The organism is Fundidesulfovibrio soli (genome assembly GCF_022808695.1).
GTDB lineage: Bacteria > Desulfobacterota > Desulfovibrionia > Desulfovibrionales > Desulfovibrionaceae > Fundidesulfovibrio > Fundidesulfovibrio soli.
The window spans coordinates 42,929-57,639 of the sequence record NZ_JAKZKW010000007.1 but is presented as its reverse complement, the minus strand read 5'-3'; the positions used below and the strand labels follow the sequence as shown (position 1 = coordinate 57,639).

Genomic DNA, 14,711 nt, shown 5'->3' with positions numbered 1-14,711 from the left:
ATACCACGAACACGGGAACATGCCATGCATATTGTCCGCCGAGTCAATTTGCGGGGACATAATGAAAAAGGACTTCCGGCCCAGGCCGGGAGTCCTTGTTATGAATCGTCCTGACGGAGCGGTTCCGCACGCGGCGCGGGCGGCTGTCTTGGTGGAGCGGTCTCCGACAGCCCGATATCACAGCCGAACACGCGATCGCGATCTTTCCGGCCCAGACATTTGGGCATGCAAGGCGGGAGCCGCCGGTTCGGGGCGTCACCGGCAGGTTTAGTCTCCGCCGCCCCCGCCGTCGCATCCCCCGCCGCAGTCTCCCCCGAAGTCCCCGCCGCAGCCGGAACAATCGCCGCCGCCGGACGCCATGCGGCGGGGGCGAGGCGGGTGAACGCCCGGCGGCGAGAGGGACTGGACCGTCCGAAGCCGTGTGCCAGGACATGGGCGCTAAGCAGGGACGGCTGGGCCACGGACAGCCCGGATGCTCCATCATGCCGGGGAACGTTCCGCAGGGTTGCTTGCAGCATGCGCGCTCCATATCGCTATTACATATTGAATGCGCATGGCAAGTATGCGCTATTGTCTATGAAGACGCAACGAATCTTTCAGCCCCCGTTGCAGGGTTGTGGGACGAGCGCCAAGAGGGAGGCCCCCCTGCTGAGAACTGATAGGGGAGGGGATGTTCAATAAGCGGAAAGAGGTCGCCGCTGATGCCCAGGGCTACAAGCCGGAGTTGGCGCACCGGGGAGGGCGGCCGTACGGCGGTGAGAACCATGGGTCACCGACCGCAAAATATTTGCAATAAGAAAGCCATGGTGATAATAATTTTGTTTAGGCAATAATATGTTTTGTTGGCTTCAACATGCAAACAGGATGGCTGTGCCGGTAACAGACGTGCTCCGCTGTTGCACAAATGAAATCAGAGGTGCGGAATGGATCATGTTTGTAGTGAAATTAAAGAATCATGTGACATCAAGAAGCTGTGCGCGTCTTTGGCCAAGGCGGGGACGCCCCAGGATGTGCGCTGGAAGTCGTTGTTCCTGTTCGTGTCATTCATAAAAGAAATTCAATTCTTGTCGTCCGCACAAAAGGAAGACATCCAGCTTATCGCCCTGGAAGCACTCAAGTCTTTGAAGTTCGACAACGATTCATTCGCGGATGTCTCAAATAGGATAGGCGCGCGTGTGACTTCGGAGTCGATTGACAGCGTCAACAAGATGTTCGACGAGATCGTCCAGGCCATCAATGCCTCGAAAGAAGTCATCAAAAAACGGTGCAATAATCTCGTCGACTTCAACAATGAACTGTCGAACGACATGCGGAAGTTCAGTTCGATTGAAGAGGCCGTGCAGTTCGTCAACAGAAACGTGTCCGAGTTCGCGGACCTGCTGGCTCAGGATGCGGAAAGCCTGGACGCCATCTGCAATCTGGACCCTCTGACCGGGTTGCGGAACCGCAGGTGCTTCGAACTGACCGTCGAGCAGCTCGTCAAGAGCACGTTCGAGGGGAGCAGGCCCGCGTATGTCGCCATGCTGGACGTGGATAATTTCAAGAAATTCAACGATAGTTACGGCCACCTTGTAGGCGATCAGGTGCTGCGGGAGGTCGGCAATCTCCTGAATGAAGTGGAGAGCAAGGCCAACTCCCCCCAGAGCGGGTTCCTTGCCGGGAGGTATGGCGGCGAGGAGTTCGTGGTGTACCTGGATGGCGTCGATGACGAGAAGGCGTTCATGGTTGCCGAACACATCAGGCGCTCTCTGGAGTCTAAGGTGTTCAAGGCGCGCGACGTGGACGGGGCGCTGCTCTATGGCGGACTCAAGATAACGTGCAGCATCGGCCTGGCCAAGCTCCACAACGATGGCGGCAAGCAGTGTTATCTGTCCGCGCTCAAGCGCGCGGACGAGGCGCTGTATTTTTCCAAGAAGTCCGGCAAGAACAGGACCAGCGTGCAATAGGCGGGCACATTCCTGCGACCGTAAGGCGGCGGGACGGACGCCGTCCAGAGATAAAAAAAGGGCTCACACCGTGAGCCCTTTTCTGTATTCAATTGGCCCGGTTTCAGCAAACCAGCCCAGGCCGAGGCGCTTCTACAGCACCCCGATGTCCCAGTTGAACACGCAACCCCTTTCCTTGCGCTCCATGCCCTTGGGCAGGGGCTCGCGCATGTGGATCATCTGCATGAACCCGGCCTTGCAGAGGCTGTCCTCCTTCTCGGTCAGGTCCAGCTCCCAGTTGGGGTAGATCCAGAAGTTCTGGCCGTAGCGGGTGGAGAAGCAGACTTCGCCCTTGGGGCTGGTCAGGGGCTCGCAGGACTTGATGTCCTGGCTGAGCGTGCGGCTGATGCCCAAGGGCCACAGCCCGTAGGTGACCACGCCCAGGGGCAGGGGGCTGCGCTTGGGCAGGGACATGACCTCCTCGCCGGACAGCTCCGGGGAGATGATCGCGCCGTCGAAGCCCATGTCCTTCAGCGTGGAGAGGGCCAGGGGGTTGCTCACGTTGCAGAACGGCCCGGCCCACAGCTCCATCTCGCGGCGCTTGCGCAGGAGCCCGGTCTGCCAGGGGGCGTTGAGCACGAAGCGCTTGCCGCCGCGCTTGAGGATGACCTCGAGGATGTCCGCGAAATCCTTCTCCTCGTTGGGCCAGATGACCGGGGGCAGCCACCACCAGGTGGAGGAGGCGCGCCCCAGCGGCAGGTGCTGCGTCTTGGTGGCCGAGACCCACACGCCCGCCGCGCCCTTGGCCGGGCCTTTGGGAGGCTGGCGCCAGATGTGCACGGATTCGCAGCGCTCGCCCCGCGCGGGCTTGTAGGGCTTGGGCATCACCGGCGCGTATTTCGACTCCACGGAGTCCAGCTCGGGGATCTTGTTCAGCTGCGCCTCCAGCAATTCGATGCGGCGCATCAGCTCGGGCTCGCGGCGGTCGATCAGGAACACGCTCATGCCGGCGCGCGGGCGTCCGGCCCCGGGGGCGATGGAGAAGTCGAAACGGCCGCCCTTGGGCACGGAGCGCGTCACACGCGCCACCTGGTGGCCGAGCTCGTCCTCGTAGCCCAGGCGCAGCAGGTCGCCCGCCAACAGCGGCTGGCGCGGGTTGACGAAATACTTGCGGCCCTCGCGCAGGTTCACGCGGCCCACCAGCAGGCCGGAGCCGGTCTGGCTCATGGCGTCCACGGGGTTGCGGGCCTTCTGGGGCAGGAAGCTGTAGTGGGTGGAGGGGCGGCCCAGGGCCTGCTCGATGTAGGAGAGGGCGGCCTTCTTGGCGCTCGGGTCGTCCGGGGCGTCACGCAGCATGCGGTAGGCCGTGGTGGTGTAGAACACGTAGTGCGGGCCTTTCTTGCGGCCTTCGATCTTCCAGGCCTTCACCTGGGGGATGGTCAGCAGGGCTTTGGCCAGCACGTCCAGGGAGAGGTCCTGGCAGGAGAAGTAGCGCCCGGGATGCCCCTTGCGGTTGAACACCCGGCGGCAGGGCTGCACGCAGCGCCCGCGCAGGCCGCTCTTGCCGCCCAGGAAGCTCGACCACCAGCAGCGGCCGGAAATGTTGTGGCAGAGCGCGCCGTGCACGAAGGTCTCCAGCTCGACGCCCTCGGGGCAGGCGGCGGCCATGAGGCGCATCTCGTCCACGTTCAGCTCGCGCGGCAGCACCACGCGGCTGATGCCCAGCTGGGGCATCACGGAGAGGGCCGAGGGGGAGGAGACGTTGGCCAGGGTGGAGAGGTGCAGCTCGCCCTTGTATCCGGCCTGGCGGGCCACCACGGCCGAGCCCAGGTCCTGGATGATGAGCGCGTCGGGGTGGACCACGCGGGCCAGGCGGTCGGCCAGGCGGCCCGCCTTGCCTTCCTCGCCGGGTTTGACCAGGGTGTTCATGGCCACATAGACCTTGCGGCCCATGTCGTGGGCCAGGGTGGTCAGGCGGGCGAGCTCCTGGATGGAGAAGTTCTCGGCCTGCATGCGGGCGGAGAAATGCTTGAGCCCGCAGTATACTGCGTCGGCTCCGGCGGAGAGGGCGGCCAGGAAGGATTGGGCGTCACCGGCTGGAGCGAGGATTTCGGGGGTGTGGTTCATATTGGAACGGTACTCTGCTGCAAGAGTTGGAGAAATAATCCGCCGCTGGCGACGGAAGCCGGTGCGCATGATGTACGCCCGCCGGAAGCCCGGGGGCGGTTTTCAATGAAGGCGAAAGGCATGTAATGCTTCGGGGCGGGCTTGGCAAGCTTGAAGTATGGGCGCTTGGAGGGTAGAAGCAGGCTCCCCCGCGTTGGCGGGCAATACTCACCGGGAGCGGATCATGAGTTTGTTGTCGAGCGAGATTTCCGAGGCCTTGAGCAAAGGGTCCTGGATCAGGCGCATCTTCGAGCAGGGCGCGGAGATGAAGAAGATATACGGCGAGGACAATGTGTACGACTTCAGCCTGGGCAACCCGGACCTGCCCTCGCCCGGAGTGGTGGGCGAATGCCTGGCCGAGCTGGCCGCCCGCGCCACCGAGCCCTTCGCTTTCGGCTACATGCCCAACGCCGGGCACCCCCACGTGCGCGAGGCTCTGGCCGCACAGGTTGCGCAGGAGCAGGAAGCCCCCGTCACCGGCTCGGACCTGCTGCTCAGCTGCGGCGCGGCCGGCGGCATCAACGCCTTCTTCCGGGCCGTGCTCACCCCGGGCGACGAGGTCATCTGCCCGCGCCCCTTCTTCGTGGAGTACGGGTTCTACGTGGGCAACCATGGGGGCAGGCTGGTCACCGTGCCGACCCTGCCGGACTTCGACCTGGACGTCCCGGCCCTGCTGGCGGCGATCACTCCCAAGACCCGCGTGGTGCTGCTCAACTCGCCCAACAACCCCACGGGCGTGGTCTACTCCGAGAAGACCATCAAGGCCCTGGCCGACGGGCTCACGGCCGAGAACGCCAAGCGGGAGAAGCCCATCCTGCTGCTGGCCGACGAGCCGTACCGCTTCCTGACCTACGACGGCGCGCACGTGCCTTCGATCATGAACATCTACCCCTACACGGTGGTGGTCAGCTCCTTCTCCAAGAACCTCTCCCTGGCGGGCGAGCGCATCGGCTACGTGGCCCTGGCCCCGCAGATGCCCGGCAAGGAGGAGCTCATGGCGGGCGTGGTGTTCGCCAACCGCATCCTGGGCTACGTCAACGCTCCGGCCATCGGGCAGGCCATCCTGCTCAAGGCCCTGGGCCAGCAGGTGGACGTGTCCGTGTACGCCGAGCGCCGCGACGCCATGGCCAAGGTGCTGGGGGACGCGGGCTACGAGTTCGTGATGCCCAAGGGCGCGTTCTACTTCTTCCCCAAGGCCCCGGGCGGCGACGACGTGGCCTTCGTGGAGAAGCTCTGCAAGGAGCGGGTGCTGGCCGTGCCCGGCTCGGGCTTCGGCATGCCCGGATACTTCCGGCTGACCTTCTGCGTGGGCACCAAGGTGATTTTGGGCGCCGCGGAGGGGTTCAAGAAGGCCATCGCGGGCTGAAAGGCCCGGAAGAGCGCGCAATTCTTCCTTGACAGGCCCCCTTGCCTGCGGTAGGCGAGAGGGCTTTAATTTTACCGGCACAAGAAGGGACCATGTTCGAGAGCCTGCAAGACCGCTTAGAGTCCGTATTCAAGAAGATACGCGGCCACGCGCGTCTGGACGAGACCAACGTCCAGGACGCCCTGCGCGAGGTGCGCCTTGCGCTCCTCGAAGCCGACGTCAACTTCAAGGTGGTCAAGGCCTTCATCGAGCGCGTGCGCGAGCGCGCCCTCGGCCAGGACGTGATGAAATCCCTCACGCCCGGGCAGATGGTGGTCAAGATCGTCCACGACGAGATCCTCTCGCTGCTCGGCGGCGAGGCCCAGACCGTGGACTTCCGCGCCAAGCCGCTCATCATCATGATGACCGGCCTGCAGGGCTCGGGCAAGACCACCACCACCTCCAAGCTGGCCCTGTGGCTGCGCCGCCAGCACAAGCGCAAGCCCTACCTGGTCCCGGCGGACGTCTACCGCCCCGCGGCCATCGAGCAGCTGCACAAGCTGGCCTCCCAGCTGGATCTGCCGGCCTACCCCTCCACGCCGGGCATGAACCCCGTGGACATCTGCCGCGACGCGGTGGAAGAGGCCGTGCGCCAGGGCCACGACGTCATCATCCTGGACACCGCGGGCCGCCTGCACATCGACGAGCCCCTCATGGCGGAGCTGGCGGCCATCAAGGCGGCCGTCAACCCCAACGAGATCCTCTTCGTCGCCGACGCCATGACCGGCCAGGACGCCGTGACCGTGGCCGAGAGCTTCAACGAACGCCTGGACATCACCGGCGTCGTGCTCACCAAGATGGACGGCGACGCCCGCGGCGGCGCGGCCCTCTCCATCAAGGAAGTCACGGGCAAGCCCATCAAGTTCGTGGGCATGGGCGAGAAGGCCTCCGACCTGGAGATCTTCCACCCGGACCGCATCGCCTCGCGCATCCTGGGCATGGGCGACATCCTCTCGCTCATCGAGAAGGCCCAGGAGGAGTTCGACACCTCCGAAGCCCAGGAGATGGAGCGCAAGCTCCGCCAGGCCCAGTTCACCCTGGACGACTTCCGCACCCAGATGCGCCGGGTGAAGAAGCTCGGCTCCCTGGAGTCCATCCTCAAGATGATCCCGGGCATGGGCAAGCTCACCAAGCAGCTTGGCGACATCCAGATGCCCGAGAAGGAGATGGCCCGGCTGGAGGCCATCATCAGCTCCATGACCAAGCGCGAGCGCGTGGAGCCCAAGATCATCAACCAGAGCCGCAAGGAGCGCATCGCCAAGGGCTCCGGCGTGCAGGTGGGCGACGTCACCGCGCTCTTGAAGAATTTCGAGCAGATGCGCATGATGATGCAGCGCATGATGGGCGGCGGCAAGATGCCCGCGATGCCCGCCGGGCGTATGCCCATGGGCGGGATGCCAGGCATGGCGGGCATGGCCCAGGCCATGTCGGGCAAGGGCAGCCCCACCAAGAAGAAAAAGAACAAGGACAAGCGCAAGAAGAAAAAGCGCTAGGCGGCCTGCCCGCGCGCCGGATCGTCGCCGTGGCGGGCTTGCCAGAACCGTAAAACACGTTACATATCCTCATCGGGGGTGAATGAACCATGGCCATGAAAATCAGACTGACCAGAATGGGCAGCAAGAAACGTCCCTTCTACCGCATCGTCGCAATGGACAGCGCCACCCGCCGGGACGGTCGCGCCCTTGACTACGTGGGGCACTACAACCCCATGGTGGAGCCCGCCGAAGTGGTGGTCGACGCCGAGAAGCTGAAGTACTGGGTCGATCGCGGCGCACAGCCCACCGACACCGTCAGGGCGCTGCTGCGCAAGGCCGGCTCGAACAACTAGTCCCAGCGGGCGATGCGGCGCCGGGACGCGTGCCCAACACGCGGAGGTGCCACGATTATGCTGAAGGATCTCATAGAGTACGTCGCCAAGTCGCTGGTGGATAACCCGGAACAGGTCCAGGTGAACGAGGTCGAGGGCGAACAGACGTCCGTCATCGAGCTCAAGGTAGCCAAGGAGGACCTGGGAAAGGTCATCGGCAAGCAGGGCCGCACGGCCCGTGCCATGCGCACCATCCTCGGCGCGGCTTCCACCAAGGCGCGCAAGCGCTCAGTGCTGGAAATCCTGGAATAGGCGGAGCCCCTCCTCACGGAGGGGCTCGCTTTCCCTTTTCTTTCTGGAGGCTCCCGAATTGGCCGCGAAAGACATGGTGGTCATCGGCGAGGTCGTCAAGCCACACGGAATCCGGGGGGAGTTCAGCGTGGAGAACCACGCTGACTCCCCTTCGCTCTACGCGCCCGGCGGCAAGGTGTGGTTGCGCCCCGCCAAGGGCGCGGACCGCGTCGTGGAGATTCTCACGAGCAGGCCGCATCAGGGCAGGATGCTGCTCACGATCAAGGGCGTCGCCGACCGCGACGCCGCCGAGGCCCTGCGCGGCTGCCAGGTGCTGGTGCGCCCGGAGGACCTGCCCGAACTCGACGACGACGAGATTTATCTGCACGAGATCGTCGGCTTCGACGTGGTGCTGCCCGGCGGTGAGCCCGTGGGCGTGCTGGAGGGCTTCATGGACCTGCCCGGGCAGGACGTCTGGCTGATCCGGGGCGAGGGCGGGCGCGAGATCCTGCTGCCCGCCACCGAGGAGACCGTGCCCGAGATCGACGCCGGGGAGCGGCGGATCGTCATCGACCCGCCGCAGGGGCTCCTGGAGCTTTCGCAGCCGGGGGAGTGATTCCGCTGGGGTGTTGTATTTGTAGTAAAGTGTTTATCTGGTTTCCATAATCGATTGTGTTGTTGTCTCAACTTCTTATGGCGTGGGTAAGTCATGATAGACTTCAAGGAAATTACATCGCCTGAGATTTGGGAGCTTTTTGCTAGAGATTTCCTTGCAGATGTTGGTTTCAAAATCGTCTCATCACCAGATCGCGGGGCTGATGAAGGAAAGGATTTTATTGTTTCTGAGACAATTTCCGGCTTAGCGTCTGACCACAAATTATTGAGCATGGTCAGCTGTAAGCATAATGCTGTGTCTGACAAATCCGTAAATGAATCCGACGAGTCAAATATTCTGGAGAGAATGAAGGCTTTTGGAGCAGACTGCTTTATTGGCGTGTATTCTACGCTCCCAAGTGCTGGCTTAAATACTCGTCTTAACCGCTTGGTTGAGAGGGGTGAGATAATATCGTACAAAATATACGACAAAAAATTGATTGAAAAGCGGCTTTTGTTTGACTTCCATAGTATGCTTTTACAGAGATACTTTCCTCAGTCTTACGATAATATTAAACCAATACATTGTGTTGTTGATGAGTATGTACCCTTGCCGTGCGAAGTGTGTGGCGCGGACTTGCTCAAAAAATCTATAACGAAAGAATGTTCTGGTAATGTGGTGAGTGTAGAAGATAGAGATGGAGTTGGTATAATTAAGGTGTATTGTGCTTGTAAGGACGAGAAGTGCGATTCATTGTTGGAAGCAAGATATAATAAGGCTAAACTTCTCACTGGATGGTGTGATCTACAAGATTTGTTAATCCCCGGACGGTTTCTGCAGCATGTTCTAGGTGTTGCGAATAGTATTCGCTCGGGGCAAAGGGTCTACTCGGATGCCGCGTGGGAAGAACAGAAAAACATTCTGATATCAATTTCGCAGCGTGTCCTAAGGCTAACAACAAAAAGGGAACGTGAAAGGTTTTTAGACTTGTTGCGAAGTGATTATTAGAAAATGCGCTTCAACATCCTCACCTTGTTCCCGGAATTCTACGATTCCCCCCTCTCCTGCGCCCTGCTGGGCAAGGCGGTGGAGCAGGGCATCGTGGACTTCAACCTGGTGAACCCGCGCGACTTCGCCACAAACAAGCACCGCACCGTGGACGACCGCCCCTACGGCGGCGGCCCCGGCATGGTCATGATGCTCGACCCCCTGGCCGGCGCCCTGCGCTCCCTGGAGGCCCCGGGCCGCATCCTCATGCTCTCGCCGCGCGGCAAGCCCATGAGCCAGGCCCTGGCCCGCGAACTGGCGGCCGAACCGGCGCTGACCGTGCTCTGCGGCCGCTACGAGGGCATCGACGAGCGCCTGCTGGAGCTTTACCCCATCGAGCTGGTCTCCGTGGGGGATTTCGTGCTCTCCGGCGGGGAGTCCGCCTCCTTGTGCCTGATCGAGGCCGTCTCGCGCCTGCTGCCCGGCTTCATGGGCAAGGAGGAGTCCGGCGACGAGGAGAGCTTCTCTCACGGGGTGCTGGAATATCCGCACTACACCCGCCCCGAGGTCTACGAGGGCCTGGGCGTCCCCCCCGTGCTCCTGGGCGGCGACCACGCCAAGGTGGCCCGCTGGCGCAGGGAGCAGTCCCTGGAGCAGACCATGGCGCGGCGCCCCGAACTGCTGGCCGAGGCCCGGCTGGACCCGCGCGACAGGGCGCATCTTGCCGCCCTGCGCAGGACGCTGCCCGGGCGAAACCTTCACGTGGCCCTGGTGCATGGCCCCGTGATGAACAAAATGGGCCACACCGTCACTGTTTCCTTGACCAACCTCGACCTCCACGATATAGCCCGCATTTCCCGAACGTATGGTCTTGCGGGATTTTTTGCGGTCACTCCCCTGGAGGATCAGCAGGCTCTGGCGGCCACTCTGCTCGGTCACTGGACCGGCGGGGCGGGCGGCAAGGGCAACCCCGACAGGGCCGAGGCTTTCGGGATGGTCAGGGTGGTTTCCACCCTGGAAGACGCGGTTGCAGGCGTGACGGAGTCATGCGGCCAGGAACCGCTGGTGCTGGCCACCAGCGCCCGGCCGGACGGCGCGCTGACCCCGGGCGGCGTGCGCCAGGCCCTAGAGGAGCGCCCCGTGCTCCTGGTGCTGGGCACCGGATCGGGGCTGGCCCCCGAGGCCCTGGCCCTCACCCACGGGCTGCTGGCCCCGGTGAGGCCCTACGGCGGTTACAACCACCTGCCTGTGCGGGCCGCCTGCGCCATCCTGCTGGACCGTATTTTGGGCGACATTTTTTGAGCTTCCCCGTGAAGCCAGTCATAAGGAGACAGGCCATGAGCAACATCATCCGTCAGATCGAATCCGAGCATATCCGCCTGGATATGCCTTCGTTCAAGCCCGGCGACACGGTGAAGGTGCATTTCCGCATCCTCGAGGGCGAAAAGGAGCGCATCCAGGTGTTCCAGGGCGCCGTACTGCGCCTGCGCAAGGGCACCACCAACTGCACCTTCACGGTGCGCAAGGTGTCCGACGGCGTCGGCGTGGAGCGCGTGTTCCCCATGTACTCGCCCTTCATCGAGCGCGTCGAGGTGGTGAACGAGGGCAAGGTCCGCCGTTCCCGCCTGTACTACCTGCGCAAGCTCAAGGGCAAGGCCTCGCGCATCAAGTCCAAGAACGACTGGAACAACTAGGCCTTCGGCCCCACAGGGCACGGCCTCCTTTGACTGCACGGCGGCCCGGGCCGCCTTCCAGCTTCGAAGCCGACAGGGCAGGATCCCGCAAGGGGGTCTTGCCCTGTTTCCATTGCCTGGGAATGACTCTTTAAAAGCGATTTCCCTTGCGCCCGCGCCACGTTTTCAGGCACATTTCAGCAAGAAAACGGGGGGAGACGTGAAGAGCGGACGGATCAGAGCGGTGCTGTTCGGCGCGAGGTTCGTGCTCTTTATCGCTGCCTTCGCGCTGGCGCTAGTCGCGCCGCAGGCTGCCCCGCCGGTTCATTCCGCCCAGCCGGGGCCGCCGGCCCAGGCGCGGCCCGCCTCCATCACCGTCGTCATGGACGACAACTACCCCCCGTACATCTTCCGCACCCAGAGCGGCGATCTTCAGGGCGTCCTGGTGGATCAGTGGAAGCAGTGGTCCGCGGCCACGGGCGTGGCGGTGAACCTGGTTGCCACCGACTGGGACAAGGCCCAGCAGATCATGGCCGAGGGCAGGGCGGACGTCATCGACACCATGTTCGAGAACGAAGCCCGGTCCAGGGTCTACGACTTCACTCCGGCCTACGCCCAGTTGGACGTCCCCGTCTTCTACCACAAGAATCTGAGCGGCATCACCAACCTCGATTCCCTCCATGGGTTCACCATAGGCGTCAAGGCAGGGGACGCCTGCATCGACGTGCTTCGCGGACGCGGCATCGCCACGGTCATGGAGTTCAGCAGCTACGAGGAGGTGATCAAGGCCGCCCGGGACGGCGTGGTCAAGGTCTTCTGCGTGGATAAGCCCCCGGCCCTGTACTACCTCTACAAGTACGGCCTGGACGACGACTACCTCTTCGGCTTCACCCTGTACTCGGGGGAGTTCCACCGCGCCGTGAAAAAAGGCCGCCAGGATCTGCTACTCCTGGTGGAGAACGGTTTCGACAGGATTCCCCGCTCGGAGCTGGAGGCCATCAACAACAAATGGCTGGGCGTCCCGCTCTATAATTCCCAAGTGCTCAGCGCCATCCGCTACGCCATTGCCGGGGTGGCCATCTGCCTCGCGGCGCTGGGCGGTTTCAACATCGTGTTGCGGCGCCGGGTGCGCATAAAAACAAGAGAGCTCTCCGAACTGCTGGCGGCCCTGCGCGAAAGCGACGAGCGCTGGCAGTTCGCATTGGAAGGGGCAGGCGCGGGCGTGTGGGACTGGAACGTGGCCACCGGCAAGGTCTTCTTCTCCGACCGCTGGAAATCCATGCTCGGCTTCGCGCCGGACGAACTGCTGGATAACTTCGAGCAGTGGCGGGAGTTGCTGCACCCGGACGACCGGGAGGCCGCCATCAGGACCGTGCAGCGCTATCTTTCCGGCGAGAGCTCAAGCTACGTGCTGGAGCACCGTCTGCGCTGCAAGGACGGCCGCTACCGCTGGATCCTGGCGGTGGGCAAGGTGGTGGCGCGCGACGCCTCCGGGGCGCCCCTGCGCGTGATCGGCACCCATACGGACATTTCCGCCCGCATGGACGCTGAGGAATCCCTGCGCCGGGCGTTCGCCTTCAACGAAATGATCCTGGACCACTCTCCGGTGGGGGTGCTGCTCTACGACTGCTCGGGCGGCGCCTGCGTCATGGCCAGCCGCGCGGCCGCCGAGCTTCTGGGCATGGACAAGGCGGAACTGCTCGGCCACACTCTGCATTCCCTGGACATCTGGAACACGGCGGACCCCTCCTCCCCCGCGCGCAAGGCCCTGGCGGGCGAGGGCCCGCAGCGTGCGGACCTGCGCCTGCGCCGGGCGGAGGAAGGCAAGGGCTTGGCGGAGTGCACCTTCTGCCGGATAGAGACGGCAGGTGCGGCCTACCTGCTGATCATCGCCGTGGACATCGACGAGCGTGCCCGGATGTACGCCATCATGGCCGAGACGGAAAAGATGATGTCCGTGGGCGGACTCGCCGCGGGCATGGCCCATGAGATCAACAATCCCCTGGCGGGCATCCTGCAGAGCGTACAGAACCTGCGCCGCCGCCTGGATGCCGGAATCCCGGCCAATGCGAGCGCGGCGGCGGAGGTGGGCTGCGGGCTTGACGCCATCAGGGACTATTGCGCCCGGCGGCAGGTTTTTGAGCTGCTGGACGCCGTGCGTGAGGCCGGTCAAAAGGCCGCCAGCATCGTGGCCAACATGCTCGAATTCAGCCGCAAGCCCGGGACTGGCCACGTGCCCGTGGAGATCAGCGTCCTGCTGGACAAGGCCCTGGAGCTGTGCGCCAACGACTACGACATGAAAAAGAAGTACGATTTCCGCAAGGTGGAGATTGTGCGCGAATACGGCACGGACTTGCCGCACGTGCATTGCTCACCCACGCAGATCGAACAGGTGGCCATGAACATCCTGCGCAACGCGGCCCAGGCCTTGAGCAAGGGCAGTGACGCCATGGGGTCGCGGCCGCCCCGGATCGTGCTGCGCACCTGCGTGGAGGCGGGCATGGCCCGTATCGACATCGCGGACAACGGCCCGGGCATGGACGAGGCGCTGCTGGGAAAGGTGTTCGAGCCGTTCTTCACCACCAAGGAAGTGGGCGAGGGCACGGGGCTGGGCCTTTCCGTGAGCTACTTCATCGTCACCAGCAGCCACGGCGGCTCGATCCAGGCCAACTCCGCACCCGGCGAGGGCACCACCTTCACCATCCGGCTGCCCCTTGGCCCGGCCGTGCAGGAGGCCGCAGCGTGATCGTGGGCATCGACGAGGCGGGGCGCGGCTGCCTGGCGGGGCCGGTGGTGGCCGGGGCCGTGATCTTGCCGGAAACGTTCGACCTGCCGGGCCTTACGGACTCCAAGAAGCTCACCGAACGCGGGCGGCTGGCGCTGGAACCGTCCATCAAGGCCCAGGCCGTGGCCTGGGGCCTCGGCGTGGCCTGGGCGCCGGAGATCGACCGCGTCAACATCCTGCAGGCCACCTTCGCGGCCATGTCCAGGGCGCTGGCCCTGCTGGGGGCGCGGCCCACCCTCGTCCTGGTGGACGGAGACAAGATCATCCCCAGCCGCCTCCTGCACCTGCACTCCCTGCGCCAGCGGGCCGAGGTGGAGGGGGACGCGCGCATCCCGGCCATCTCGGCCGCGTCCATCCTGGCCAAGACCTTCCGCGACCGCATCATGACCAAGCTGGAGAAACGCTTCCCCGGCTACGGCTTCGGCGAGCACAAGGGCTACGGCACCAAGGTTCACCGCGAGGCCATCATCCGGCTGGGGCCATGCGCCCAGCACCGCATGACCTTCCGGGGCGTGCGGCCGGAGCCGAAGGCCGTGCTCCAGGAGCGCCCGTGCCTGCCGGGCATCTGACCCTGGGGCGCGAAGGCGAGGAGGCCGCCGAGCGCCTGCTGCGCCGGGCCGGGATGCGGGTGCTGGAGCGCAACTTCCGCTGCCGCACCGGCGAGCTGGACCTGGTGTGCCAGCACGGGGACACCGTTGTTTTCGTGGAGGTCAAGACGCGCGGCCTGGGCAGCCTGGGCAGCGGGGCCGAGGCCGTGGACGGGCGCAAGCGGGGCAAGCTGATCCGCGCGGCGAGCGAGTTCCTCTCCTCCAGGGGCTGGTGGGAGCGGCCCTGCCGTTTCGACGTGGTGAGCGTAGTGTCCGACGGGGAGCGGCTGACGGCCGAGCATGTGCCGGACGCCTTCCAGGCGGATTTCGCGGCGGACGGGAAGGGAAGGGGGCGGGGCGGCGGCTGGCAGCCCTGGTAACCCGGAAGAAAGCTGGGCTTGTACCGGCCAGCCGGGCGTTGCGTGCGTCCGCCGCCGCGATCAAGCTGCCGGGGCTGCGCCCCTCTGCCGAAGCGGCAGCGCGAGATCGC

At 64.1% G+C, this 14,711-nt stretch carries 13 protein-coding genes; 12 read left to right on the top strand and 1 reads right to left on the bottom strand.

Features of this window, described 5'->3' with window-relative positions:
- The first annotated feature begins 923 nt into the window (after positions 1-923).
- Positions 924-1,946 (top strand): GGDEF domain-containing protein, encoded by a 1,023-nt coding sequence (locus MLE18_RS08580; protein WP_243438379.1) that lies wholly within the window; start codon positions 924-926, stop codon positions 1,944-1,946.
- A 132-nt stretch (positions 1,947-2,078) separates the two neighbouring features.
- Here the strand turns inward: MLE18_RS08580 and MLE18_RS08575 are convergent, their stop codons facing one another.
- Positions 2,079-4,052 (bottom strand): peptidase U32 family protein, encoded by a 1,974-nt coding sequence (locus tag MLE18_RS08575; protein WP_243438378.1) that lies wholly within the window; start codon positions 4,050-4,052, stop codon positions 2,079-2,081.
- A gap of 223 nt (positions 4,053-4,275) precedes the next feature.
- Between MLE18_RS08575 and MLE18_RS08570 the strand changes: the two genes are divergently transcribed.
- The 11 genes from MLE18_RS08570 to MLE18_RS08520 all read left to right on the top strand — a co-directional run bounded on the left by MLE18_RS08570 (position 4,276) and on the right by MLE18_RS08520 (position 14,601).
- The gene (locus MLE18_RS08570) at positions 4,276-5,457 is read left to right on the top strand and encodes a pyridoxal phosphate-dependent aminotransferase (RefSeq protein WP_243438377.1); all 1,182 of its coding nucleotides are present in this window, start codon (positions 4,276-4,278) and stop codon (positions 5,455-5,457) included.
- 92 nt (positions 5,458-5,549) lie between these two features.
- Entirely contained in the window at positions 5,550-6,989 is a 1,440-nt protein-coding gene (gene ffh, locus MLE18_RS08565; protein ID WP_243438376.1) for a signal recognition particle protein, read from the top strand.
- Between the two features lie 89 nt (positions 6,990-7,078).
- Positions 7,079-7,324, top strand: a complete 246-nt coding sequence (gene rpsP / locus MLE18_RS08560; protein WP_243438375.1) for a 30S ribosomal protein S16 — start codon at positions 7,079-7,081, stop codon at positions 7,322-7,324.
- A 57-nt stretch (positions 7,325-7,381) separates the two neighbouring features.
- Positions 7,382-7,615, top strand: a complete 234-nt coding sequence (locus MLE18_RS08555; RefSeq protein ID WP_243310759.1) for a KH domain-containing protein — start codon at positions 7,382-7,384, stop codon at positions 7,613-7,615.
- Between the two features lie 58 nt (positions 7,616-7,673).
- Entirely contained in the window at positions 7,674-8,210 is a 537-nt protein-coding gene (rimM, locus tag MLE18_RS08550; RefSeq protein ID WP_243438374.1) for a ribosome maturation factor RimM, read from the top strand.
- A gap of 93 nt (positions 8,211-8,303) precedes the next feature.
- Positions 8,304-9,197, top strand: coding sequence for a hypothetical protein (locus MLE18_RS08545; RefSeq protein ID WP_243438373.1), 894 nt, complete (start codon positions 8,304-8,306; stop codon positions 9,195-9,197).
- 3 nt (positions 9,198-9,200) lie between these two features.
- Complete coding sequence (trmD, locus tag MLE18_RS08540) at positions 9,201-10,478, top strand: tRNA (guanosine(37)-N1)-methyltransferase TrmD (RefSeq protein WP_243438372.1); 1,278 nt, start codon at positions 9,201-9,203, stop codon at positions 10,476-10,478.
- 35 nt (positions 10,479-10,513) lie between these two features.
- Complete coding sequence (gene rplS / locus MLE18_RS08535) at positions 10,514-10,870, top strand: 50S ribosomal protein L19 (protein ID WP_243438371.1); 357 nt, start codon at positions 10,514-10,516, stop codon at positions 10,868-10,870.
- Positions 10,871-11,069: 199 nt separating this feature from the next.
- Positions 11,070-13,595, top strand: a complete 2,526-nt coding sequence (locus tag MLE18_RS08530; RefSeq protein WP_243438370.1) for a PAS domain-containing protein — start codon at positions 11,070-11,072, stop codon at positions 13,593-13,595.
- Entirely contained in the window at positions 13,592-14,203 is a 612-nt protein-coding gene (locus tag MLE18_RS08525; RefSeq protein WP_243438369.1) for a ribonuclease HII, read from the top strand. The genes MLE18_RS08530 and MLE18_RS08525 overlap by 4 nt, the downstream gene beginning before the upstream one ends.
- Positions 14,185-14,601: a YraN family protein gene (locus tag MLE18_RS08520; protein WP_243438368.1), complete on the top strand. Its 417-nt coding sequence runs from the start codon at positions 14,185-14,187 to the stop codon at positions 14,599-14,601. Before MLE18_RS08525 ends, MLE18_RS08520 begins: the two co-directional genes overlap by 19 nt.
- Positions 14,602-14,711 lie beyond the last annotated feature (110 nt).

What these genes read in the sequence shown, in the direction of transcription:
- MLE18_RS08580 (WP_243438379.1), top strand. Translation starts at nt 924, where the DNA reads ATGGATCATGTTTGTAGTGAAATTAAAGAATCATGTGACATCAAGAAG.
- MLE18_RS08575 (WP_243438378.1), bottom strand. Translation starts at nt 4,052, where the DNA reads ATGAACCACACCCCCGAAATCCTCGCTCCAGCCGGTGACGCCCAATCC.
- MLE18_RS08570 (WP_243438377.1), top strand. Translation starts at nt 4,276, where the DNA reads ATGAGTTTGTTGTCGAGCGAGATTTCCGAGGCCTTGAGCAAAGGGTCC.
- ffh (WP_243438376.1), top strand. Translation starts at nt 5,550, where the DNA reads ATGTTCGAGAGCCTGCAAGACCGCTTAGAGTCCGTATTCAAGAAGATA.
- rpsP (WP_243438375.1), top strand. Translation starts at nt 7,079, where the DNA reads ATGGCCATGAAAATCAGACTGACCAGAATGGGCAGCAAGAAACGTCCC.
- MLE18_RS08555 (WP_243310759.1), top strand. Translation starts at nt 7,382, where the DNA reads ATGCTGAAGGATCTCATAGAGTACGTCGCCAAGTCGCTGGTGGATAAC.
- MLE18_RS08545 (WP_243438373.1), top strand. Translation starts at nt 8,304, where the DNA reads ATGATAGACTTCAAGGAAATTACATCGCCTGAGATTTGGGAGCTTTTT.
- trmD (WP_243438372.1), top strand. Translation starts at nt 9,201, where the DNA reads ATGCGCTTCAACATCCTCACCTTGTTCCCGGAATTCTACGATTCCCCC.
- rplS (WP_243438371.1), top strand. Translation starts at nt 10,514, where the DNA reads ATGAGCAACATCATCCGTCAGATCGAATCCGAGCATATCCGCCTGGAT.